A 23,484-nucleotide genomic window follows, 5' to 3' on the forward strand; every position below is an offset into this window, starting at 1 on the left:
CAAAGCACTCGATGACTGTCTGGAGTACAACGAAGCGAGACCGGCGCGGTTCATCACCCCACCAGCCACGTCGCAGTGCCCCCACACTGCCTTCAGCGCGCTCGCCACTCTCCCAAACGCCCCCTTAAACGGGCCGCGCACTGGCTATGTAACTGGCTGACCCGAGATTCGCTGACCCCCAGGACCTCACCGATTTCCTTGAGATTCAACTCTTCGTCGTAGTACAGCGCCAACACCAGTCGCTCGCGCTCCGGCAAATTGGCAATCGCGTCCGCCAGCGCTGCCTGGAAGCGTTCATCCTCCAGATCGCGTGACGGCTCGAGATGAGCACTCGCGCCATCCTCGTGCAGCCCTTCGTGTTCGCCGTCCTGCAACAGATCGTCGAAACTGAATAACCGGCTGCCCAGGGTGTCGTTCAAAATCCCGTAATAATCGTCGAGACTCAATTGGAGTTCGGCCGCAACTTCGTGATCTTTAGCGTCACGGCCGGTTTTCGCTTCAATCGAGCGGATGGCGTCGCTGACCATGCGGGTATTGCGGTGGACCGAGCGTGGCGCCCAGTCACCCTTGCGCACTTCATCGAGCATGGCGCCGCGGATGCGGATGCCCGCGTACGTCTCGAAACTCGCGCCTTTGCTGGCGTCGTATTTGGTCGAGACTTCCAGCAGGCCGATCATCCCGGCCTGGATCAAGTCTTCGACCTGGACACTGGCCGGCAGACGCGCCAGCAAGTGATAGGCAATGCGTTTGACCAGCGGCGCGTAACGCTCGATCAGCTCGTACTGCGCATCGCGTGCCGATTTCTTGTAGAGGTTGTAGCCGCTGGCTGTCATAGCACGGGTCCTGCCGTTTGTTGCACGAGGCGTTCGACGAAGAACTCCAGATGCCCACGCGGGTTGGCGGGCAACGGCCAGGTGTCGACCTTCTGCGCGATTGCCTTGAACGCCAGCGAGCACTTGGAGCGCGGGAATGCTTCGTAGACGGCACGCTGTTTTTGCACGGCCTTGCGCACGCTTTCGTCATAAGGCACGGCGCCGACGTATTGCAGGGCGACGTCGAGGAAACGATCCGTGACCTTGGTCAACTTGGCGAACAGATTGCGCCCTTCCTGCGGGCTCTGGGCCATGTTGGCCAGCACGCGGAAACGGTTCATGCCGTAGTCACGGTTGAGCAGTTTGATCAGGGCGTAGGCGTCGGTAATGGAGGTCGGCTCGTCGCAGACCACCAGCAACACTTCCTGGGCGGCACGGACAAAACTGACTACCGAGTCACCAATCCCCGCAGCGGTGTCGATCACCAGTACGTCGAGGTTGTCGCCGATATCGCTGAAGGCCTGGATCAGGCCGGCGTGCTGCGCCGGGCTCAAGTGAACCATGCTCTGGGTGCCGGACGCGGCGGGAACGATGCGGATGCCGCCGGGGCCCTGCAACAGGACGTCGCGCAGCTCGCAGCGACCTTCGATCACGTCGGCCAGGGTCCGTTTGGGTGTCAGCCCCAGCAGAACGTCGACGTTCGCCAGCCCCAGATCGGCGTCCAGCAGCATGACGCGCCGGCCGAGCTCAGCTAGAGCCAGGGACAAGTTCACTGACACGTTAGTCTTCCCGACGCCACCTTTGCCGCCGGTCACCGCGATCACCTGTACGGGATGCATGCTGCCCATGTTATTTCTTTACCTTGTCTTGCATAGACGGAGGCCACATTACTGGCTGCGCGTTCACAATCGGAACAATGCATGGCAGACCATCGATGTAGGTACAAAAACTATTCATTGTTACCTCAGCCTACCTGCTTGGTGGGGCTGTGGTAGATATCAGCGAACATGTCAGCCATGGCTTCTTCGCTGGGTTCTTCCTGCATTTGCACGCTCACGGCACGGCTGACCAGTTGATGACGGCGCGGCAGATGCAAATCATCCGGAATCCGCGGGCCATCAGTCAGGTAGGCTACCGGCAACTCATGGCTGATGGCCAGGCTCAACACCTCGCCCAGACTGGCCGTTTCATCCAGTTTAGTCAGGATGCAGCCAGCGAGCCCGCAACGCTTGTAACTGTGATAAGCGGCGGTTAGAACCTGTTTCTGGCTGGTGGTTGCCAGAACCAGATAATTTTTCGATTTGATGCCACGACCGGCCAGGCTTTCGAGCTGCATGCGCAATGCCGGATCGCTGGCTTGAAGGCCGGCGGTATCGATCAGCACCACACGCTTGCGCAGCAAAGGTTCCAGCGCCTGCGCCAGCGATTGCCCCGGATCGACGTGGGTCACCGACACATTGAGAATCCGGCCGAGGGTCTTGAGCTGTTCCTGGGCACCGATACGGTAGCTGTCCATGCTCACCAGCGCGATGTTCTGCGCGCCGTACTTGAGCACATAACGGGCAGCCAGCTTGGCCAGGGTGGTGGTCTTGCCCATGCCGGCAGGGCCGACCATGGCAATCACACCGCCCTCTTCCAGCGGCTCGATTTCCGGCGTGGCAATCATCCGCGCCAGATGCGCCAGCAACATGCGCCAGGCTTGGCGGGGTTCTTGAATATCGGTGATCAGTGCCAGCAAGTCGCGGGACAACGGCCCGGACAAACCGATACGTTGCAGACGGCGCCAGAGGTTGGCCTGGCCCGGGCTGCTGCCTTGCAGCTGATTCCATGCCAGGGAGCCCAGCTGTACTTCCATCAGTTCGCGCAGGCTGTTGAGCTCAAAACGCATCGAGTCAAATACCCGGGAGTCCACCGCGGGCGCCGCAGCAGGCGCTGGCGCAGGACGCCGAGGCTCGGCGTAGGTCGGCTCGATCAGTGGCTCGGCGGCGGTGAGGGGCAACCCGGCGAACAACTGGCGATTGGTGGCATTGTCGCTTTCGCCGTCGCTGCGCAGGCTCAGCTCGGCCTGGGCGGTGACGATGCGCGACTGCGTCTTGCGCAGCTCGTCTTCGAGTTCCATGTTCGGCACGCGTGGCGCCAGCGCCGACAGCTTGTAATCCAGGGCAGCCGTGAGCTCGACACCACCGGCGATGCGACGGTTGCCGATGATGGCCGCTTCAGCGCCCAGTTCATCACGAACCAGTTTCATGGCCTGACGCATATCGGCGGCGAAAAAACGCTTAACTTGCATAAACCACTACCTCAGCCGTTGGGCCCTACTGTCGCAACGATGGTCACTTGCTTGTTGTCAGGGATTTCCTGATAAGCCAACACGTGCAAACCCGGGACTGCCAGCCGGCCAAATCGCGAGAGCATCGCGCGAACCGGACCGGCCACCAGCAGAATCACCGGTTGACCTTGCATCTCCTGGCGCTGCGCCGCATCGATCAGCGAGCGTTGCAGCTTTTCAGCCATGCTTGGCTCCAGCAGAACGCCCTCTTCCGAGCCTTGTCCTGCCTTCTGCAGACTATTGAGCAATATTTGTTCCAACCTTGGCTCCAGCGTGATCACTGGCAGCTCGGAGTCAGTGCCTACAATGCTTTGCACGATTGCGCGGCTAACGCCGACACGCACCGCAGCCACCAGGGCGGCGGTATCTTGACTCTTGGAAGCGTTGTTGGCGATGGCCTCGGCAATGCTTCGAATGTCACGCACCGGCACCTGCTCTGCCAGCAGCGCTTGCAGAACCTTGAGCAGTTGCGACAGCGACAACACACCTGGCACCAATTCTTCGGCCAGTTTCGGCGAGTTTTTCGCCAGCAACTGCATCAGTTGCTGCACTTCCTCGTGCCCGATCAGCTCACTGGAATGCTTGTACAGAATCTGGTTCAAGTGAGTGGCCACTACTGTACTGGCATCAACCACTGTATAGCCAAGGGATTGTGCCTGGGCACGCTGACTGATTTCGATCCAGACCGCTTCCAGACCGAAAGCCGGATCTTTGGCGGTAATGCCGTTGAGCGTGCCGTATACCTGCCCCGGGTTGATCGCCAGTTCGCGATCCGGGTAAATCTCGGCCTCGGCCAGGATCACCCCCATCAAGGTCAGGCGGTAGGCACTTGGTGCCAGGTCGAGGTTGTCGCGGATGTGCACGGTCGGCATCAGGAAGCCCAGGTCCTGGGACAACTTCTTGCGCACGCCCTTGATCCGCGCCAGCAATTGACCACCCTGATTGCGATCCACCAATGGAATCAGGCGGTAGCCGACTTCCAGGCCGATCATGTCGATCGGCGTCACGTCATCCCAGCCGAGCTCCTTGGTTTCCTGCGCGCGCGCTGGCGATGGCAGCAACTCTTGTTGACGCTTGACCTCCTGCAACGCCTGGACCTTGACCTGGTTCTGCTTGCGCCAGAACAGGTAGGCACCACCCGCCGCCAGGGCAGCCATGGTCAGGAAGGAAAAGTGCGGCATGCCGGGCACCAGCCCCATCACCGCCATCAAGCCTGCCGATACGGCCAGCGCCTTGGGCGATGCGAACATCTGACGATTGATCTGTTTACCCATGTCTTCCGAACCGGAAGCACGGGTCACCATGATCGCCGCAGCGGTGGACAACAACAGTGATGGCAATTGCGCCACCAAACCGTCACCGATGGTCAGCAGTGCGTAAACCTTGCCGGCATCGGCGAAGGTCATGTTGTGCTGGAAGATACCGACCGCCATGCCACCGATCAGGTTGATGAACAGAATCAGCAAACCGGCAATGGCGTCACCACGCACGAATTTGCTGGCACCGTCCATGGAGCCATAGAACTCGGCTTCCTGTGCCACTTCCGAACGGCGGGCCTTGGCCTGGTTCTGGTCGATCAGACCGGCGTTGAGGTCGGCGTCGATGGCCATCTGTTTACCGGGCATCGCATCGAGGGTGAACCGCGCACTCACCTCGGAAATCCGCCCGGCACCCTTGGTTACCACGACGAAGTTGATGATCATCAAGATCGCGAAAACCACGATACCGACCACGTAGTTACCGCCGATCACCACCTCACCGAAGGCCTGGATCACCTTACCGGCGGCAGCGTGGCCGTCCTGACCGTGGAGCATCACCACCCGCGTCGACGCCACGTTCAACGCCAGCCGCAACAGCGTCGCCACCAGCAGAATGGTCGGGAACACGGCAAAATCCAGCGGCCGCAGGGCGTAGACGCAAACCAGCAGCACAACGATGGACAAGGCAATGTTGAAGGTGAAGAACACGTCCAGCAGAAACGGCGGAATCGGCAACATCATCATTGCCAACATGACCAGCAGCAACAGCGGCACGCCCAGATTGCCTCGACTGAGGTCTGCCATGTTCGTGCGGGCACTGTTGATTAACTGAGAGCGATCCACCGGTATTCCCCGTTCCTTTGAAGCAAACTTTTGACGCCTGAAGCAGGCTCGGGGCGGCTATTGCAAGAAGCCTTCCAACTTTAGCGGGGGGTTGAAATACAGGGTTTTATCGGGGGGATTCGTATCGCATGAACGGGCCCTTTCGCGGGCAAGCCTCGCTCCTACGGGTGGATCGATATTTTGTAGGAGCGAGGCTTGCCCGCGAAGAGGCCGCAACTGCCCACCTATCAGTTCTGCTAGTACCCAACCCTTGTAAAGCCGCCAATACTGAGCGCCCGATCTTCGGACCTTCGGAGCACCCGCTCATGACATCGCCCCGTGAAACCGTACTCTGCCGATACCACTACGATCCCCTTGATCGCCTGATCAGTCACGCCCTGCCAGACATCCCAGAGCGCCAGCGCTTTTACTGCAAGAGCAGGCTGGCCACCGAGATTCAGGGGGCGATGCGTTTTTCGATCGTCCAGCATGGTGACCAGTTGTTGGCGCAACAGCGAGGTGAAGGTGATGCGCCTGATACCACGTTGTTGGCCACCGATCAGCAGCGTTCGGTGTTGCAGACGCTCAAGGCCGATCATCCACCGCAGCCCATCACCTATTCGCCCTATGGTCACCGCACCGTTGAAAGCGGGTTGCTCAGCCTGCTTGGTTTTAACGGCGAACGGCCCGACCCGGTGACGGGGTGTTATTTGCTGGGGAACGGGTATCGGGCGTTTAATCCGGTTTTGATGCGGTTTAATAGCCCGGACAGTTTGAGTCCGTTTGGGAAGGGCGGATTAAATCCATATGCTTATTGCACCGGAAACCCTATCAGCAACACCGACCCAACAGGGCACTTCTCCTTGAAAATGATACAGCTTCTTGAAAATTATAAACCCCCCTTAAAAATTCCGAGACCGTTCAGCAAAACTATCCCTGACTCCAAGCTCGCTGGTTTTCACGGATCATCGAGCAGGCATAAAGAAAGCTTGGAGAAAGGAGTAAGAAATGCAGATATAGCCGCATTTGGTCCAGGATTCTATGCAACCCAAGACATAGAATTCGCTGCTAAATATGCACAAAAAAGCGTTTATAAAGATTACCTAGAGCTTATTCCCACCTCAAATCCCAATATAGATCTAACGGCCGTTTTCCCTTATCAAAATACTTCATCGTCCCCCGCTGTAACAAATACCTCATACCACCTCTGGCCAAGCACACCCGAAATTTTTACAGTGCACATTGAAAACTATTCAAACCTAGTACCAAACAAAGATTTTGTATTCGCTAAAAACAACACACTTGTCCTTCCTGAAACGATGCATAAGAATATTAAAGCTGCACACCTAAAGACTTTGGCTTCTCCGCCAACGCCTTGGACCAAAAACTTAACGATAAGAGCGACTTAAGTGCAAAACAATGCCGTCCGGCTAAATGATCCGTCACTGAGAGATCGCGACAATTGCGCTCGGGATCGGATTTCGACACGGCCAAGCTTTTCAGCGATAAGCACCTGCTGAAAGTTTGACCGGGAACAGAGTATCTACAGGAGGGGTGTCACACAGCAAAATCGGACCAGCATTCCCAGCGCACCTATCAGTTCTGCTAGTACCCAGCCCTTGCAAAGTCGTCAATACTGAGCTTCCGATCATCGGACCTTCGGAACAACCACCCATGACATTGCCACGTGAAGCCGTGCTCTGCCATTACCGCTACGATCCCCTTGATCGCCTGATCAGTCACGCCCTGCCAGACACCCCCGAGCGCCAGCGCTTTTACTGCAAGAGCAGGCTGGTCACCGAGATGCAGGGGGCGATGCGCTTCTCGATCGTCCAGCATAGTGACCAGTTGTTGGCGCAACAGCGAGGTGAAGGTGATGCGCCTGATACCACGCTGTTGGCCACCGATCAGCAGCGTTCGGTGTTGCAGACGCTCAAGGCCGATCATCCACCGCAGCCCATCACCTATTCGCTCTATGGTCACCGCACCCTTGAAAGCGGGTTACTCAGCCTGCTCGGTTTTAACGGCGAGCGGCCGGACCCCGTGACGGGGTGTTATTTGTTGGGGAATGGGTATCGGGCGTTTAATCCCGTATTGATGCGTTTTAATAGTCCAGATCCGCTGAGCCCGTTTAAAGAAGGCGGCCTCAATTGTTATAGCTATTGCGAAGGAGACCCGATCAATCATCTAGACCCCACAGGACGCGCACGCTGGAAATTATTTAGCTTCTTCCGAAATCTGTTCAAAAAACAAATGCCAACACCAAGCGACTCACCAACAATTAGAAGCACCACCGACGTTGACAACTCAAAACGACTCTCTCTCGAACGCACGTACGAAAAAAAATTATCGACAAGACGCCTCTCCGCCCCAAGCCCAGTTTCTGCAGATGATCGCTATCAATATGTCGGGCTTCACGGCTCGGCGAAGAAATATGAAAGGAGTCTCACTTGGGGCGGCGTAAACCCATTATTTTTAGGCAAGGGCATTGACCACATTGGACCAGGTTTTTATGTGACACCCGATCATAAGCTGGCATGGACTTATGCTTTTGATACAGGAGGTATGTTGGGCGAAGAACAACTATATAGTGTCTTTGCAAAAAATTTTATCGGCATGCGAGCTGGAACTGACTATACAGCAACACTGCACAGACCCGTATTTGAAAACGAAAAACCGATTCAAATTGTTTTTAGAGAACACATCGTTAGTGCCCTCAGGATACGACTTTTCGATCCATCTAGAATGGATAAACTGGCTTTTCCTAGAAGCTCTGAAGCGCCGTTCTGATAATTAAAAGCATGTCTGCTCACTAAGGCCGTGAGTCAGTCGACATATCTTTTACATGTGAGCCTCCCCTCTGCGAGCAGGCTCGCATAGACTTTAACGCTGATTGCCTGGCTTGGACTTATCAGGAATCGCGGCGCAAATCCGGTGGAATCGGCAAATCATCCTTGAGCGGATCCGGGCGCTTGCCCTTGCCTACGCGGTACTGGCGGATCTGATAGACGTAGGCCAGAACCTGGGCGACGGCGAGGTAGAGGCCGCCAGGAATTTCCTGCTCCAGTTCGGTGGAGTAATAAATCGATCGCGCCAGCGCCGGCGATTCCAGCAACAGAATCTCGTTGGCCGCCGCGATCTCTCTAATTTTCAGGGCCAGGAAGTCGCTGCCCTTGGCGATCAGCATCGGCGCGCCGCTCTTGTCCGGGTCGTACTTGAGGGCGACGGCGTAGTGGGTCGGGTTGGTGATGACCACATCGGCGTCAGGGATCGCCGCCATCATTCGCCGCTGAGACATTTCGCGCTGGAGCTGGCGAATGCGCTGTTTCACCTCGGGCCGACCTTCCTGGTCCTTGTGCTCGTCGCGCACTTCCTGCTTGGTCATTTTCAGCTTCTTGATGCTTTCCCAGAGCTGGATCGGTACGTCCACGGCGGCGATGATGATCAAGCCGCACGCCATCCACAACGTACTCCAGCCGACCACTTGCAAGCTGTGGATGATCGCCCGGTCCAACGGTTCATGAGCGATGCGCAGTAAGTCGTCGATGTCCGCCGACAACACCACCAGCGCCACGAACAGCACGATGAAAAACTTCGCCAGGGCTTTGAGCAATTCGGCAATGGCCTTGGCCGAAAACATGCGCTTGAGGCCCGCGCCAGGGTTCATGCGGCTGAACTTGGGCGCCATGGTACCCGCTGAAAACAGCCAGCCGCCCAGGGAAATCGGGCCGATCAAAGCAGCCAGCAGCAAGGTGACCATCACCGGCTGAATCGCCAGCAGCGCGATCTGCCCCGAGTGCAGCAGGTAGGTGCCCATCGAACGCTGATCCAGCACCACCTCCCGCGACAGGGAAAAGTTCAGGCGCATCAGATCCATCATTTCCTCGGCCAACGCACCACCGAATATCAGCAAAGCGCCCGCACCGGCAAGCATGATCGCCAGGGTGTTAAGTTCCTTGGAACGGGCAATCTCACCCTTCTCCCGGGCGTCCTTTTTCTTTTTCTCCGTGGGGTCTTCTGTTTTGTCCTGACCGCTTTCGCTCTCAGCCATGACTCAGCGCGCCTGTGCCAGTTCGCGTAAAAACTGCAGGGCCTCGGTGGCCAGCGGTTGATACTGATTGATGATGTCCGCCAACCCGACCCAGACGATAAACAGCCCGAGCACCAGGGTCAGCGGGAAGCCGATGGAGAAAATGTTCAGTTGCGGTGCCGCTCGGGTCATCACGCCGAAGGCAATGTTGACCACCAGCAGCGCAGTGATCGCCGGCAGCACCAGCAACAGCGCCGCACCCAGCACCCAGCCGAGCTTGCCAGCCAGCTCCCAGTAATGATTGACCGTCAGGCCGCTGCCCACCGGCAACGTGGTGAAGCTCTCGGTGAGAACTTCGAACACCACCAGATGGCCATTCATCGACAGGAAAATAAGGGTCACCAGCATGGTGAAGAACTGCCCGATGACGGCGACCGAGACACCGTTGGTGGGGTCGACCATCGAAGCGAAACCCATGCCCATTTGAATGGAGACGATTTGCCCGGCAATCACAAACGCCTGGAAAAACAACTGCAGCGAAAATCCCAGTACCGCGCCTATGAGGATCTGTTCGGCAATCAGCAGCAACCCGCTCAAGTCCAGCGCATTGACCGGCGGCATCGGCGGCAGGTTGGGGGCAATGACCACGGTGATGGCGAGGGCGAAATACAGGCGGATGCGTTTGGGAACCAGAGACGTACCGAATACCGGCATGACCATCAGCAAGGCGCCGACACGAAACAAGGGCAACATGAACGTCGCCACCCAGGTGCTGATCTGGGTGTCCGTCAGTTGCAGTAGCGACGACATGGCTTAGCCGATGACCTGCGGAATGCTGCCGTACAACTGCAGGATGTACTCCATGAACGTCTGCACCAGCCATGGGCCGGCGACGATCAGCGTCACCAGCATCACCAGCAGGCGCGGCAGGAAGCTCAAGGTTTGTTCGTTGATCTGGGTAGCCGCCTGGAACATTGCCACGACAAGGCCCACCAGCAGGCTCGGGATCACCAGCACCGCGACCATCAACGTGGTCAGCCACAACGCCTCACGGAAGATGTCGACCGCAACTTCCGGCGTCATGGCGAAACACCGCCGAAGCTGCTGGCCAAGGTGCCGATGATCAGCGCCCAGCCATCGACCAGAACGAACAGCATGATCTTGAACGGCAAGGAAATGATCAGCGGCGACAGCATCATCATACCCATGGCCATCAACACACTGGCCACGACGAGGTCGATGATCAGGAACGGGATGAAAATCATGAAGCCGATCTGGAACGCGGTTTTGAGCTCCGACGTCACGAAGGCCGGTACCAGAATGGTCAGCGGCGCCTGATCCGGCGAGGCTATGTCCGTGCGCTTGGACAAACGCATGAACAGCTCCAGGTCACTGGTTCGGGTCTGGGCCAACATGAAGTCCTTGATCGGCACCTGGGCCTTGGCCACCGCATCCTGAGCGCTCATCTTTTCCGCGAGATACGGCTGCAAGGCGTCCTGGTTCACCCGGTCGAACACCGGTGCCATGATGAACAGCGTCAGGAACAGCGCCATGCCAGTGAGAATCTGGTTCGACGGTGTCTGCTGCAAGCCAAGGGCCTGGCGCAGGATCGAGAAGACGATGATGATCCGGGTGAAACTGGTCATCAGCATGACGAACGCCGGGATGAAACTCAGCGCAGTCATGATCAGCAGGATTTGCAGGCTGACCGAGTACTCCTGAGCGCCTTCGGCGTTGGTGCCCAAGGTGATCGCCGGGATCGACAGCGGATCGGCGGCGAACGCCAAAGGTGCGGCCAGCATCAGGGCCAGCGTCAAGACGATGCGCAGCGCACCCATTACTTCTTATCCTTCTGATCTTTGCCCAGGATATCCAGCAGGCGCTGGGCAAATTCCGGCGTCGTTTTCTCAGTCGTGCTCGGCACCTGCACCGGTTCCTTGAGCACGTGCAATGCGGTAATGCTGCCGGGGCTCAGGCCGAGCAGAATCTGCTCGTTGCCGACCTGCACCAGCATCAGCCGGTCACGTGGGCCAAGGGCGCGGGAACCGATCAGCTCGATCACCTGGCCCTTGCCGGCAGGCCCCGCTTGCTGAACCCGACGCAACAGCCAGGCGAGGAAGAAGATCAACCCCAGCACCAGCAGCAGGCCGAACACCAGTTGCGTCAATTGCCCGGCCACACCGCTGCTCGCTACAGGCGCCGCTGCAGCGGTGGCGGTCGCAACAGGCTCTGCCGCCAGCACGCTCAACGGCAACGCCAGAAGAACCCCGAGAAGCCTTTTCACTCAGCGCAGCTTCTTGATGCGTTCGCTTGGGCTGATCACGTCGGTCAGGCGGATGCCGAACTTCTCGTTGACCACGACCACTTCGCCATGAGCGATCAGCGTGCCGTTGACCAGTACGTCCAGCGGCTCACCGGCCAGGCGATCGAGCTCGATCACCGAACCCTGGTTGAGTTGCAGCAGGTTGCGAATGTTGATGTCAGTGCTGCCCACTTCCATGGAAATCGACACCGGGATATCAAGGATCACGTCCAGGTTCGGCCCTTCCAGGCTCACCGGATCGTTGTTTCTCGGCACACTGCCGAACTCTTCCATGGGCAGGCGATTGTTGGAGGATCCGGATGCATCGGCCGCCAGCAGCGCGTCGATATCCGCCTGCCCGGCATCACCGGTTTCTTCCAGGGCCGCAGCCCATTCATCAGCCAGTGCCTGGTCGTCCTGAGTATTCATATCATCAGCCATCATTTGTCCTCGGCGGGCCACCTTTGAGGGGAGGCCGTCAGTTAAAAGCGAATGTGTCAGGCGTCGATCAACGACGCTCGATCGGCTCGATCACTTGCAACGCAAGGTTGCCTTTGTGCGAGCCCATCTTGACCTTGAAGGCCGGCACGCCGTTGGCGCGCATGATCATGTCTTCCGGCATCTCCACCGGAATGATGTCCCCCGGCTGCATATGCAGGATGTCGCGCAGCTTCAACTGGCGGCGAGCAACCGTGGCGCCGATCGGTACGTCGACATCCAGCACGTCCTGACGCAGGGCATTGACCCAGCGTTCGTCCTGATCGTCGAGGTCCGACTGGAAGCCGGCGTCGAGCATTTCGCGCACCGGCTCGATCATCGAATACGGCATGGTCACGTGCAGGTCGCCGCCACCGCCATCGAGTTCGATGTGGAAGGTCGACACGACAATCGCTTCGCTCGGGCCGACGATGTTGGCCATGGCCGGGTTCACTTCCGAGTTGATGTACTCGAAGTTGACTTCCATGATCGCCTGCCAGGCTTCCTTCAAATCGATGAAGGCCTGCTCCAGCACCATGCGCACCACGCGCAGTTCGGTCGGGGTGAATTCACGCCCTTCGATCTTGGCGTGACGACCGTCGCCGCCAAAGAAGTTGTCCACCAGCTTGAACACCAGTTTGGCGTCGAGGATGAACAGCGCGGTGCCGCGCAACGGCTTGATCTTGACCAGGTTGAGACTGGTCGGCACGTACAGCGAGTGCACGTATTCGCCGAACTTCATCACCTGCACGCCACCGACCGCCACGTCTGCCGAACGGCGCAGCATGTTGAACATGCTGATGCGCGTGTAGCGGGCGAATCGTTCGTTGATCATTTCCAGGGTCGGCATGCGTCCACGGACGATGCGATCCTGGCTGGTCAGGTCGTAGCTTTTGACGGTGCCGGGTTCGGCGGCGTTATCGGTCTGTACCAGACCATCGTCCACGCCATGCAACAGCGCGTCGATCTCATCCTGGGACAGCAGGTCCTGCACGGCCATGTCGTGTTCCTACTGCAGTACGAAATTAGTGAAAAGCAACTGTTCGACAACCACTTTGCCGAGCTCTTTCTGCGCCACTTCCTGGACGCTGGCCGTGGCTTTCTGGCGCAGCATTTCCTGACCGACCGGCGACGCGAGCGTGGCAAAATCCTGCCCGGAAAACAGCATGACCAGGTTGTTGCGGATCACCGGCATGTGCACTTTGAGCGCTTCCAGATCGGCCTGGTTGCGGCCAAGCATGGTGATGCTCACCTGCATGTAGCGCTGACGGCCGTTCTGGTTGTAATTGGCGACAAACGCTGGCGCCATCGGCTCGAATATCGCCGGCTGCTTGCCCAGCGGCGCGGTTTCGACCACGGCGGCAGGCTTGCTCTGGGCGCTGTGCATGAAGTACCAGGTCGCCCCCACGGACAAACCGACCGCCAGCAGCAGGGCCAGCACGATCACAATAATCAGCTTGAGTTTGCCTTTGGTTGCGGGGTCTTTTACTGCTGCGTCGCTCTTCGCCATGCCAATAATCCGTCACTATTCGGGTTTTCACAGTCGCACGGCAAGGCAAGAGCAAGTGTTATGCCAGAAGTGTCGGGAGAGGGATGGGTGGGGATGTGCGCGTTTTGAAGAACACTGCGCCCCCTGTGGGAGCGGGCTTGCCCGCGAAGAGGCCGGAACATTCAACATTGATGCTGACGGTGCCGACGCCTTCGCGGGCAAGCCCGCTCCCACAGAGTCATAGGTCTGCCGGGATCAGGCGTAATAGTCGACTGCGCTGGAGCCGATAACACTGGTCACCGGAGCAGCGACTTCAGCAACGGCTGGCGCCACGTCGTCATCCATCGAATCAAGACGACCACCAGTGGTATTGGTCCTGCCACTCTGCGCCTGCTGATTCTGCCCCTGATCCTGGGAGCCTCGGTTCTGGTCGGAGACGTTGACGTCAACCTGGCCCATACCCTGCTGGGCAAACATGTCACGCAGGCGATGCATCTGCCCGTCGAGCGCTTCGCGAACACTCGGGTGCGCGCTCAAGAAGGTAACCTGGGTCTGCTGATCCGGAACCATGTTGACCCGAATGTCGAGACGCCCCAACTCTGCCGGTTGCAACTGAATGTCCGCTGCCTTGAGATTGGCGCTGGACAGGTACATGACCCGGTTCACCACCTCTTCGGTCCAGCCATTTTGATGCATGGCAATCGGTTGATTGACCGGCAAGGCGTTGGCGGTTTTCGGCGTGGCAGCCTGGGTCAGCGCCGCCAGACGGTTGGCGAAATCGTCGACCCGGGTATCGCTGCTGGCCGATTTCAAGTCCTTGAGACCGTCATCGATCAAGCCACTGAAGGCCTTATCGCCACCTTGGCTGGTGCTGTCCTTGTCGGCCTGGACCTCGAGCATACCGGCCATCCCGGCAGCAAAATTTTGCGCAGCGGTCTGTTCGCCATCGGCCTGGGCGGTAGTCGAAGCCGCTTTCGGCTGTGCCTGACTCGACGCGGAAACGTGGCCGCTTTGCTCCATCGCCATGCGCAAGGCCGGCAATGCATCAAGAGGATCAGCCTCGGGATCGAATTCGGCATCCGTGACAACAGCCGCCGACGCGGCTGTCACAGGAGCAGCAACTGGCGCGCCAAGCGCAGCCTCAACCGGCAATTGAGCGGCATCCACGACCGGCGTCGTCACCGGTGCAGGCGCGACCACGGCGGGTTGAACCACCAGCAGCAAGGCAGGATCAAGCGTCGGATCAACAGGTGCGGTTTCGGCGACCGGCGTTTGCGCGGTATCGGTAGCATCGTCGCTGGCAGCCTGGCCTTCGGTCTGCGCCGGATTATCGGCGGGCAAGGTTTTGCCGCTATCGGCAACCTCCGGTTGCGCGGCGGCAGAGTTGTCGTCCACGACGTCTTTCTTGCCAGCGCTGTCCACAGCCTTTTCACGCACCGGTTTGACCGGGCTATCAGCTGTTGCGGCAGGTTTGTTCTGGGCTTGCTTGGCATACACCTGAGCGAAGCTTGCAGCCTTGTCCCCGGGCTCAGCGGTCAATGCCGTGGAATTGGCGGACGCCGCTTGAGCCTTGGCCGGCGCGACGGCCTGAAGAAGATTATTGGGGGTAACGGGCATTTAACGGTCTCCGCTGCACTGGGATCGTAGGTACAGTTGGAAGAGTTAACTGCAAGGGTCGCGCCAGTTTCGCCAGCAGACGACGAAAGGCGCCAAACGACTCAGCTCGCCGCCGGGGAACGCTGTCGTTCAAATTCATAGAGAGGACGAACGATGGCGAACTCGCCATCGATGTCGGTGATCAATTGGCCAATTTCGGCAGTCGGGAACGCACTGGCCATCCGCTCAAGCTGACCACACAACTCGGCGAGCCGCACCGCGCCCATGTTGCTGCTGCTGCCTTTGAAGCTGTGGGCAGCCTCGATCACTTGCGTGGCCGTATCTGCCTGTCGCAACAATTGCAGGCGTACTTCGCAGTCAGCGAGGAAGGTATCGACCAACGTCGAAAACCCATCCTCCATGACTTCCCGCAACGCGCTCAGCGCGTCCGGGTCAAGATGTGTGTCAGCCACTTGCTCACTCCTTGATCAAGAATGCGTGGATTATGCCAGAGCCTCCCAGAAAAACTCCACGCGGGCACTTCGACCATCGTCGGACCAACTGGCGTTACGCCCCAACTGACGGATCAGACTCACACCACGTCCCGACAGACGGACAGGATCAACCGGGCGATCCAGCACCCGCGCGACGTCAAACCCTTTGCCGCTGTCCTCGACGCGGATCACCAGACAACCACCTTCACCCTGCGGCGTGACCTGCAGATGCACCCGTACGTAGCCGTCCTGCAGCTCGTCCAGGCGTGTGTTGCGCTGTTGATAATAACGGGTGAACCCCGAAACATCGCGCTTGAGGCTTGAGTCCAGACCCAGAACACCATGCTCGAGCGCATTGGAATACAACTCGGCCAACACACTGTAGAGCGCCCCGCTCTGCGTCCGTAGACCATGGACCTCAAGCAGTAATTGCAGGAGGAACGGCAGTGGATTGAAGCGCTTGAGGGTCGCGGCACGAAATTCGAAACTCACTGACCAGTCCAGCGGGCACGACTGACCGCTGTCGGAATACACCGGGGTCGGCGCAATCAGCGGCGAAGTCTCAAGCAAGCTGATTTCAACCATACTGACATCGTCGCGGGTCTCACCGCCAAAGTCGCGCAGCGCCTGGCCGATTTCCTCGAACAGCGCATCCGGTTCACGATTGTCCGAAAAAACCCGTTGCAGGCGCTCCACCCCGAACAACTGATCGTTGGCATCGCAGGTATCGATCACCCCGTCGGACAAGAGGAAAACCCGGTCACCCTCCGCCATCGGAAACACTTGCGTGCTGTCATCGAATGTTTGCGCGCTCAGCACGCCCAACGGCAAGTGCCGAGCCGACAACGGCGTGCGTTCACCCGTGGCGATGCTGTGCAGATAACCGTCGGGCATGCCGCCGTTCCATACTTCCACCGAACGGCTCTGAAAACTCAGACACAGCATCGTTGCGCAACAGAACATGTCCACCGGCAAGATGCGTTTGAGCTTGGCGTTCATCTCGCGCAGGGTTTCCGACAAGCCGTAACCCTTGGCCGTCATCCCGTAGAAAACCTCCGCCAGCGGCATGGCCCCTACCGCGGCGGGCAAACCATGGCCGGTGAAGTCACCGAGCAGCACATGCATGTCGCCCGCCGGTGTGTACGCAGCCAGCAACAAGTCACCGTTGAACAGTGCGTAAGGCGATTGCAGGTAGCGGATATTGGCAGCGTTCAAGCAACCGGAATGGGCCACCTTGTCGAACACGGCCTTGGCCACCCGCTGCTCGTTGAGCAGATAATCGTGGTGCCGGGCAATCTGGTCACGCTGTTGCAACACGGTCGCTTGCAGCCGCCGCAAGCGATCCATCGCCTTGATTTTGGCGGCGAGGATCACCTGGTTGTAGGGTTTTGCCAAAAAATCGTCGCCCCCGGCCTCCAGGCAGCGGGCGAGCGCTTCACTTTCGGAAAGCGAGGTCAGGAAGATGATCGGCACCAGGGTTTCCCCGGCCAGTGCCTTGATCTGCTGTGCTGCCTCGAAGCCGTCCATCACCGGCATCATTGCGTCCATCAACACCAGTTGCGGACGATTCTGGCGAAACGCCTCGACCGCTTCGGCACCGTTGGCTGCCGTCAGTACTTCGTGGCCCTGACGGCGGACAATACTCGATAGCAGCATGCGATCGGCCGCGCTGTCTTCGGCGATGAGGATCGTCAATGATTCCAGTGCAGCGTGCACGGCGGTCAACTGATGTCGAACAGTTTGTCGAAGTTGGAGATGGCGAGGATTTTCCTCACATCCGAACTGCTGTTGACCACGCGGATATCGGAGTTTTCACCGCCAGCGTGATCACGCAACAGCAGCAACATGCCCAGCGCAGAGCTGTCGAGATAGGTCGCTTCTTTCAGGTCGACTACAACCGCTCCAAGATCTTTGTGTTCGTAGGACTCACGAAACTCTTGATGCTTGGCGAAATCGAACCGTCCCTTGACCGATATCGTCAGCTTCTGGCCGTCGGGGGATACTTCTGTAACAACTGACATGTCATGGCTTCCTTGTCATTGGTGAACCTGCTTGTACAAGGTTTAGCATTTGGTAGAGGTTGGGGCAAGGCAAGGCGTTGTGACGGCCGTCGGATCGCTATCGCGGGCAAGCCATGCTCCTACAGGTTTCATGAAGCTCACAAGATCGCAACAATCCCGTAGGAGCATGGCTTGCCCGCGATGAACGATAACGCGGTCAGCCTGATTCAATACTGATCCTGCCGTGGCAAGCGCTGCGATAATTCATCCAGCAGTTTCTGTTCGCGCTTGTCCTCGATGGCCCGCGCTTCATCGGCATACCGCTGCACCAGTTTGCGCAAACCTTCGACCCGGGCAAACGCCTGTTGCCAGGTGTCCCGTGCCTTGTTCAGGTTGTTCTGGTGCCAGGCCAGGCTTTGCCGCTGCTGATCGATGGCCGTGCCCAATTGCGCCAAAAACCCCTGATACCCGAGCAGCCATTGGCCCGACACGCCGCTACTGCCGCGCACGATCCACTGTTCCTGATAGTCGAGACGAAAGGCTTCAAGGTCGGCGAGTTTACTTTCGGCCAGCCGCACTTGCCCTTGAAAGTGCCCCAAGCGCTGGACCGCGGTTTTTTCGGCCTTCTCGGCCATTTCCACCACGGGGGCCAGGCGCCCTGCCCGAGTCTGGGCCATGGCCGGTTAGCCGCCCGCCGCGGGCGCGAAGATCGAGGCGAGATACGCTTCGCTTTCGCCCAGGCTGATGCTGTCGTTGAGACCCTGGCGCAAGTACTTGACCAGTTGCGGTTGCAGGGAGATCGCCAGGTCGGTCTCGCGGTCACCACCGGCGACGTATGCGCCGACGCTGATCAAGTCGCGACTTTGCTGATAACGCGACCACAATTGCTTGAAATACTGCGCACGGGTCATGTGTTCCGGTGACACCACCGCCGGCATCACCCGGCTGATGGACGCCTCGATATCGATGGCCGGGTAATGCCCCTCCTCGGCCAAGCGCCGGGACAGCACGATGTGCCCGTCGAGCACGCCCCGCGCCGAGTCGGCAATCGGGTCCTGCTGGTCATCGCCTTCGGACAGCACGGTGTAGAACGCTGTGATCGAACCGCCGCCCTTCTCGGCATTACCCGCTCGTTCCACCAGTTTCGGCAACTTGGCGAACACTGAAGGCGGATAACCCTTGGTCGCAGGTGGCTCGCCGATGGCCAGGGCGATTTCCCGCTGGGCCTGAGCGAAACGGGTCAGCGAATCCATCAGCAACAGGACGTTTTTGCCCTTGTCGCGGAAATATTCGGCGATTCGTGTGCAGTACATGGCGGCGCGCAGACGCATCAGCGGTGCATCGTCCGCCGGGGACGCCACCACCACGGAACGCTTGAGCCCTTCTTCACCGAGGATGTGCTCGATGAACTCTTTAACTTCACGACCCCGCTCGCCGATCAGCCCGACGACGATGATGTCGGCCTCGGTGAAACGGGTCATCATGCCCAACAGCACGGATTTACCGACGCCGGTACCGGCGAACAGGCCGAGACGCTGACCACGACCCACCGTCAGCATGCCGTTGATGCAACGAATGCCTACGTCCAGCGGCTCGCTGATCGGTTCACGTTTGAGCGGGTTGATGGTCGGGCCGTCCATCGGCACCCAGTCTTCGGCCTTCATCCCGCCCTTGCCATCCAGTGCACGACCGGCGCCATCGAGTACACGGCCAAGCATGCTCATGCCCATCGGCAAGCGACCCGTGTCGGACAAAGGAACGACGCGGGCACCGGGTGCAATACCGGCGACGCTGCCGACCGGCATCAGGAAGACCTTGCTGCCGGAGAAGCCCATGACTTCGGCTTCGACCTGCACCGGATGGTAGCTGTCGTCATTGATGACCATGCAACGACTGCCCATCGCCGCGCGCAAGCCTTCGGCCTCGAGCGTGAGACCGACCATACGCAGCAAGCGGCCTTCAAGAATCGGCGCGCCAGCCAGTTCCGTGGCCTCTGCATAGCTGCTCAGACGCTTGGCGAAACTGGTCCGTTCAAGGCGCATCGGGGAGATCCGCATCGGCTGCGACTGCGGGTTTGCTTTCGACCGGCAATTCCAGACTCACGTCCGGCGCAGCTGGGTGCAGTGCCTGCTCGTGGAGCTGATCGAACAATTTGTCCATGACCTGTTTGACGCGGGTTTCCACCGTGGCGTCAATACGACTGTGCTCGGTCTCGACCCGACAGCCGCCCGGCAACAGCGATTCGTCTTCGACAATGCGCCAGGTTTCTTCATGGCGTTCGCGCAGGGCTTTGACCTGTTCGAAATCCTGCGGATTGATGTACAGCCGCACGTTGCCCACGCCCAGCGGCAACAACTTGAGCGCCTCGCGCATGACGTGTTCGATCTGCGTCGAGTCAATGGCCAGTTCGCGCTGAATCACTTGTTTGGTGATGTGCTGCACCAGATCGACCAAGGACTTTTCAATCTGGGTGTCCTGTTCGGCGATCGGCTCGAACAGATGCGCCATCAGTTGCTCCAGCCCGGCGATCTTTGGCGCCAATGCCTGTTCGGCTTCCTGGCGGACCTTGAGGGTGGTGCTATGGAAACCTTCTTTTTCACCCACCGCGAAGCCTTCGTTATAGGCTTCCTGGCGAATGCTTTCGAGTTCTTCGAGGGTCAGTGGCTGGACTTCCTCCAGCGGCACTTCTTCCATTTCCGGCGGCTCGGGTTCCGGCTCCGGTTCAGGCTCGGGGGCTGGCGGGTCGAAGCTGGGCAGCGCCCAGGTATCGAAACCACTGACATCCCCGGCCCGGATCAGGTCAGTGGGTAAATCATCATGCTTGGCCATGGGCTTAAATCATTTCCTCGCCGCCCTTGCCACCGAGAACGATTTCTCCGGCTTCGGCCATTCGGCGGGCGATGGTGAGGATTTCTTTCTGCGCGGTTTCCACATCGCTGACGCGCACCGGGCCTTTGGCTTCGAGGTCGTCGCGCAACAGTTCGGCGGCACGCTTGGACATGTTCTTGAAGATTTTCTCTTTGACGCCTTCGTCCGAGCCCTTGAGCGCCAGCACCAGCACATCGGAAGACACTTCGCGCAGCAATGCCTGGATACCGCGGTCGTCGACATCGGCCAGATTGTTGAACACGAACATGAGGTCTTCGATCTGACCGGACAGGTCTTCGTCGACTTCGCGGATCGAGTCCATGAGCTGGCCTTCGATCGAGCTGTCGAGGAAGTTCATGATGTCGGCCGCACGCTTGATGCCACCCAGGGTGGTGCGCGAGGCATTCGAGTTGCCGGAGAACTGCTTCTCGAGAATCTGGTTGAGTTCTTTCAGGGCCGCTGGCTGCACGGTGTTCAGCGAGGAAACCCGCAGAATGATGTCCAGACGCACCTTGTGGTCGAAGTTGCCGAGCACTTCACCGGCCTGGTCCGGGTCGAGATACGCCACCACGATCGCCTGGATCTGCGGGTGCTCGTAACGAATAACGTCGGCGACGGCGCGGGGTTCCATCCACTTCAGGCTGTCGAGGCCACTGGTGTTGCCACCCAACAGAATGCGGTCGATCAGGCCGTTGGCCTTGTCTTCGCCCAAGGCCTGGGTGAGCATTTTGCGCACGTAGTCGTCGGAGCCGACGCCCAGGCTGGTCTGGTCGCCGACGATGTCGACGAACTCGCTCATCACCTGCTCGACCTGCTCACGGTGAACGTTCCCCATCTGCGCCATGGCCACGCCCACACGCTGGACCTCTTTGGGCCCCATGTGGCGCAACACCTGGGCGGCATCGGTAGAGCCAAGGGACAGCAGCAGAATCGCGGCTTTGTCGACCTTGGTCAGCTTGGCGGCAACGGCTCGGTTATCACTCATCTGCGTTAATCCACTCTTTCACGACCTGGGCCACACGACCCGGGTCTTCTGCCACCAGACTCTTGATTGCGTTCAACTGTGCGTCATAGCCTTCGCTCGGGCTAGGCAGCAAGATGCTTTGCGGGCCGCCAAGGCTGACACGGTCGTTGGCCAGTTCGCCGTCCAGACCACCCATGCCACCCAACTCGACATCGCTGCCGATACCGGCCAGCTGCTTGCCCTTGCCACCACCGGTGATGTTGTTGAGCACCGGGCGCAGTACGCCGAACACCAGCACCAGAATGAACAGGACACCCAGCACTTGCTTGACGATGTCCCAGAACCAAGGCTGGGAATAGAACGGAATGTCGGCGATCACTTCGCCGCGATCGGCAGAGAACGGCATGTTGATCACACTGACGCTGTCACCACGGCTGGCATCGAAACCGACCGCGTCCTGGACCAAACGGGTGAAGCGCGCCAATTCGTCGGCGGTCCACGGTGCGCGGGTGGTTTCACCGTTGGCCGGGTTGACCTTGACCTGGTCATCCACCACCACCGACACCGACAGGCGATTCAGACGACCCTGTTGCTGCTTGGTATGGCTGATGGAACGGTCGAGTTCGAAGTTCTTGGTGGATTGTTGACGCTTGTCAGCCGGGTATGGCGCCAGCATCGGCTGGCCGGTGGCCGGGTCCATGATTTGCTGGCCGTTGGCATCGATCAGCGGCTGGCCTGGCTGGACCATCCCGGCAGCAGGCGCGGCGCCAGCGGTGGTTTGCGGGGCGGAGGCCGGCGCGGGTGGCTGGTTGCTCAATGCACCGGGGACACCTTGCGGACCATTGCTGGCGGTACGTTGTTCGTTAACCGACTGCTCGCTGCGCAACGCCGGTTGATCGGGGTTGAACTGCTCGGAAGTCGACTCGACGGCACTAAAGTCCACATCGGCGGAGACTTCGGCTTTATAGCGATCGTTGCCCAGCACCGGTTGCAGGATGTTGTGCACACGCTGGGTGAGCATGCTTTCCATGCGGCGGCTGTAATCGAATTGCTTGCCGGCCATGGTCAGTTCGGAGTTTTCCGCCTGATCGGAGAGCAGGTTGCCCTTTTGGTCAACAACGGTGATCTGCGACTTGCTCAGCTCGGGAACGCTGGTCGCCACCAGATTGACGATGGCCACCACCTGGCCCGGCTCCAGCGAGCGACCGGAATACAGTTCAACCAGTACCGACGCACTCGGCTTGCGTTCATCGCGCACAAACACCGAGCTTTTCGGAATCGCCAAGTGCACGCGGGCACCCTTGACGTTGTTCAGGCTGGAAATGGTCCGGGCCAGTTCACCTTCGAGGCCACGACGATAACGGGTCGCTTCCATGAACTGGCTGGTGCCCAGGCCCTGCTCTTTATCGAGAATTTCAAAACCGATGTTGCCATCGCTGGGAGTGACACCAGCGCCGGCGAGCTTGAGCCGCGCGCGGGACAGGTCTTCAGCCTTGACCAGCAAGGCGCCGGAATTCGGTTCGACGGTGTAGGCAATATCGGCGGCGGCCAGGGTATCCATGACCTGCTTGGCGTCCATACCGGCCAGGCTGCCGTACAGCGGACGGTAGTCCGGCTGCTGGGACCACAACACCACGGCAAAACCAATCGCCACGCTCGCAGCCAGGCCGACCAACAGGCCCACCTGACGCAGCATGGTCATCTCGGAGAGGTTTTCCAGGAAGGACAACCCGAACAGCGGCGGTTTGCCGTCTACTGGAGTGGCCTTGGCCGGAACATTATCGGCGACTGCTTCTGCCATGACTCAATCTCGTCCTTAAACCGGCATCTGCATGATGTCTTGGTAAGCCTGAACCAGCTTGTTACGTACTTGGGTCAATGCCTGGAAAGACACGCTGGCCTTCTGCGAGGAAATCATCACGTCCGTCAGATCGACGCCGCTCTTGCCGATCTCGAAGGCGCTGGCCAACTGAGAGGAAGCCTGTTGGGTGTCGTTCACTTTATTGACGGCCTGACCGAGCATGTCGGAAAAGCTGCTGCCA

The 23,484-nt window shown here is 59.1% G+C and carries 24 protein-coding genes; 2 read left to right on the plus strand and 22 right to left on the minus strand.

Features of this window, described 5'->3' with window-relative positions:
- Window positions 1-92 precede the first annotated feature (92 nt).
- From fliA to flhA, 4 genes are all read right to left on the minus strand, one after another.
- On the minus strand, window positions 93-833 hold the full coding sequence (gene fliA, locus D8U69_RS26370; RefSeq protein WP_007894214.1) for an RNA polymerase sigma factor FliA: 741 nt from the start codon (window positions 831-833) through the stop codon (window positions 93-95).
- Window positions 830-1,660 (minus strand): flagellar synthesis regulator FleN, encoded by an 831-nt coding sequence (gene fleN, locus D8U69_RS26375; protein ID WP_008001746.1) that lies wholly within the window; start codon window positions 1,658-1,660, stop codon window positions 830-832. Before fleN ends, fliA begins: the two co-directional genes overlap by 4 nt.
- Window positions 1,661-1,776: 116 nt before the next feature.
- Window positions 1,777-3,102: a flagellar biosynthesis protein FlhF gene (gene flhF / locus D8U69_RS26380; protein WP_130908474.1), complete on the minus strand. Its 1,326-nt coding sequence runs from the start codon at window positions 3,100-3,102 to the stop codon at window positions 1,777-1,779.
- An 11-nt stretch (window positions 3,103-3,113) separates the two neighbouring features.
- Window positions 3,114-5,243, minus strand: a complete 2,130-nt coding sequence (gene flhA, locus D8U69_RS26385) for a flagellar biosynthesis protein FlhA (RefSeq protein ID WP_056853009.1) — start codon at window positions 5,241-5,243, stop codon at window positions 3,114-3,116.
- 305 nt (window positions 5,244-5,548) lie between these two features.
- Here flhA and D8U69_RS26390 point away from each other — a divergent pair, with 305 nt between their 5' ends.
- Both D8U69_RS26390 and D8U69_RS26395 read left to right on the plus strand, forming a co-directional pair.
- On the plus strand, window positions 5,549-6,631 hold the full coding sequence (locus D8U69_RS26390) for an RHS repeat-associated core domain-containing protein (protein WP_130908475.1): 1,083 nt from the start codon (window positions 5,549-5,551) through the stop codon (window positions 6,629-6,631).
- Between the two features lie 265 nt (window positions 6,632-6,896).
- The gene (locus D8U69_RS26395; RefSeq protein ID WP_130908476.1) at window positions 6,897-8,012 is read left to right on the plus strand and encodes an RHS repeat-associated core domain-containing protein; all 1,116 of its coding nucleotides are present in this window, start codon (window positions 6,897-6,899) and stop codon (window positions 8,010-8,012) included.
- A gap of 121 nt (window positions 8,013-8,133) precedes the next feature.
- Here D8U69_RS26395 and flhB read toward each other — a convergent pair whose 3' ends face one another.
- The 18 genes from flhB to fliE all read right to left on the minus strand — a co-directional run.
- Window positions 8,134-9,273: a flagellar biosynthesis protein FlhB gene (flhB, locus tag D8U69_RS26400; RefSeq protein WP_130908477.1), complete on the minus strand. Its 1,140-nt coding sequence runs from the start codon at window positions 9,271-9,273 to the stop codon at window positions 8,134-8,136.
- Between the two features lie 3 nt (window positions 9,274-9,276).
- Window positions 9,277-10,062, minus strand: a complete 786-nt coding sequence (gene fliR / locus D8U69_RS26405; RefSeq protein ID WP_056853011.1) for a flagellar biosynthetic protein FliR — start codon at window positions 10,060-10,062, stop codon at window positions 9,277-9,279.
- 3 nt (window positions 10,063-10,065) lie between these two features.
- Complete coding sequence (gene fliQ / locus D8U69_RS26410) at window positions 10,066-10,335, minus strand: flagellar biosynthesis protein FliQ (RefSeq protein ID WP_020796969.1); 270 nt, start codon at window positions 10,333-10,335, stop codon at window positions 10,066-10,068.
- Window positions 10,332-11,090, minus strand: coding sequence for a flagellar type III secretion system pore protein FliP (fliP, locus tag D8U69_RS26415; RefSeq protein ID WP_056853012.1), 759 nt, complete (start codon window positions 11,088-11,090; stop codon window positions 10,332-10,334). The genes fliQ and fliP overlap by 4 nt, the downstream gene beginning before the upstream one ends.
- A complete protein-coding gene (gene fliO / locus D8U69_RS26420) occupies window positions 11,090-11,536 on the minus strand; it encodes a flagellar biosynthetic protein FliO (protein WP_056853013.1) in 447 nt (148 codons plus the stop codon). Before fliO ends, fliP begins: the two co-directional genes overlap by 1 nt.
- Entirely contained in the window at window positions 11,537-11,995 is a 459-nt protein-coding gene (fliN, locus tag D8U69_RS26425; protein ID WP_056853168.1) for a flagellar motor switch protein FliN, read from the minus strand. It abuts the gene before it with no gap.
- 67 nt (window positions 11,996-12,062) lie between these two features.
- Window positions 12,063-13,031, minus strand: a complete 969-nt coding sequence (fliM, locus tag D8U69_RS26430) for a flagellar motor switch protein FliM (protein ID WP_056853014.1) — start codon at window positions 13,029-13,031, stop codon at window positions 12,063-12,065.
- Window positions 13,032-13,040: 9 nt separating this feature from the next.
- Window positions 13,041-13,541 (minus strand): flagellar basal body-associated protein FliL, encoded by a 501-nt coding sequence (fliL, locus tag D8U69_RS26435; protein ID WP_056853015.1) that lies wholly within the window; start codon window positions 13,539-13,541, stop codon window positions 13,041-13,043.
- A 234-nt stretch (window positions 13,542-13,775) separates the two neighbouring features.
- Window positions 13,776-15,137 carry a flagellar hook-length control protein FliK gene (locus D8U69_RS26445; RefSeq protein WP_130908478.1) on the minus strand — a complete coding sequence of 454 codons (1,362 nt, stop codon included), beginning with the start codon at window positions 15,135-15,137 and terminating at the stop codon, window positions 13,776-13,778.
- A 101-nt stretch (window positions 15,138-15,238) separates the two neighbouring features.
- Window positions 15,239-15,589: an Hpt domain-containing protein gene (locus D8U69_RS26450; RefSeq protein ID WP_056853017.1), complete on the minus strand. Its 351-nt coding sequence runs from the start codon at window positions 15,587-15,589 to the stop codon at window positions 15,239-15,241.
- A gap of 30 nt (window positions 15,590-15,619) precedes the next feature.
- Window positions 15,620-17,326: a fused response regulator/phosphatase gene (locus tag D8U69_RS26455; protein ID WP_130908479.1), complete on the minus strand. Its 1,707-nt coding sequence runs from the start codon at window positions 17,324-17,326 to the stop codon at window positions 15,620-15,622.
- Between the two features lie 5 nt (window positions 17,327-17,331).
- On the minus strand, window positions 17,332-17,631 hold the full coding sequence (locus D8U69_RS26460; RefSeq protein ID WP_056853018.1) for an STAS domain-containing protein: 300 nt from the start codon (window positions 17,629-17,631) through the stop codon (window positions 17,332-17,334).
- Window positions 17,632-17,837: 206 nt separating this feature from the next.
- On the minus strand, window positions 17,838-18,287 hold the full coding sequence (gene fliJ / locus D8U69_RS26465; protein ID WP_056853019.1) for a flagellar export protein FliJ: 450 nt from the start codon (window positions 18,285-18,287) through the stop codon (window positions 17,838-17,840).
- A gap of 6 nt (window positions 18,288-18,293) precedes the next feature.
- The gene (gene fliI / locus D8U69_RS26470) at window positions 18,294-19,652 is read right to left on the minus strand and encodes a flagellar protein export ATPase FliI (RefSeq protein WP_056853020.1); all 1,359 of its coding nucleotides are present in this window, start codon (window positions 19,650-19,652) and stop codon (window positions 18,294-18,296) included.
- Window positions 19,642-20,439 (minus strand): flagellar assembly protein FliH, encoded by a 798-nt coding sequence (gene fliH, locus D8U69_RS26475; RefSeq protein WP_056853021.1) that lies wholly within the window; start codon window positions 20,437-20,439, stop codon window positions 19,642-19,644. The genes fliI and fliH overlap by 11 nt, the downstream gene beginning before the upstream one ends.
- Window positions 20,440-20,443: 4 nt before the next feature.
- Window positions 20,444-21,463 carry a flagellar motor switch protein FliG gene (gene fliG / locus D8U69_RS26480; protein WP_056853022.1) on the minus strand — a complete coding sequence of 340 codons (1,020 nt, stop codon included), beginning with the start codon at window positions 21,461-21,463 and terminating at the stop codon, window positions 20,444-20,446.
- Complete coding sequence (gene fliF / locus D8U69_RS26485; RefSeq protein ID WP_056853023.1) at window positions 21,456-23,243, minus strand: flagellar basal-body MS-ring/collar protein FliF; 1,788 nt, start codon at window positions 23,241-23,243, stop codon at window positions 21,456-21,458. Before fliF ends, fliG begins: the two co-directional genes overlap by 8 nt.
- 15 nt (window positions 23,244-23,258) lie before the next feature.
- Window positions 23,259-23,484: flagellar hook-basal body complex protein FliE (gene fliE, locus D8U69_RS26490; protein WP_130908480.1), on the minus strand; the 226-nt coding region annotated here is incomplete at its 5' end.

Source organism: Pseudomonas sp. Sample_16 (genome assembly GCF_004307665.1).
Classification (GTDB): domain Bacteria; phylum Pseudomonadota; class Gammaproteobacteria; order Pseudomonadales; family Pseudomonadaceae; genus Aquipseudomonas.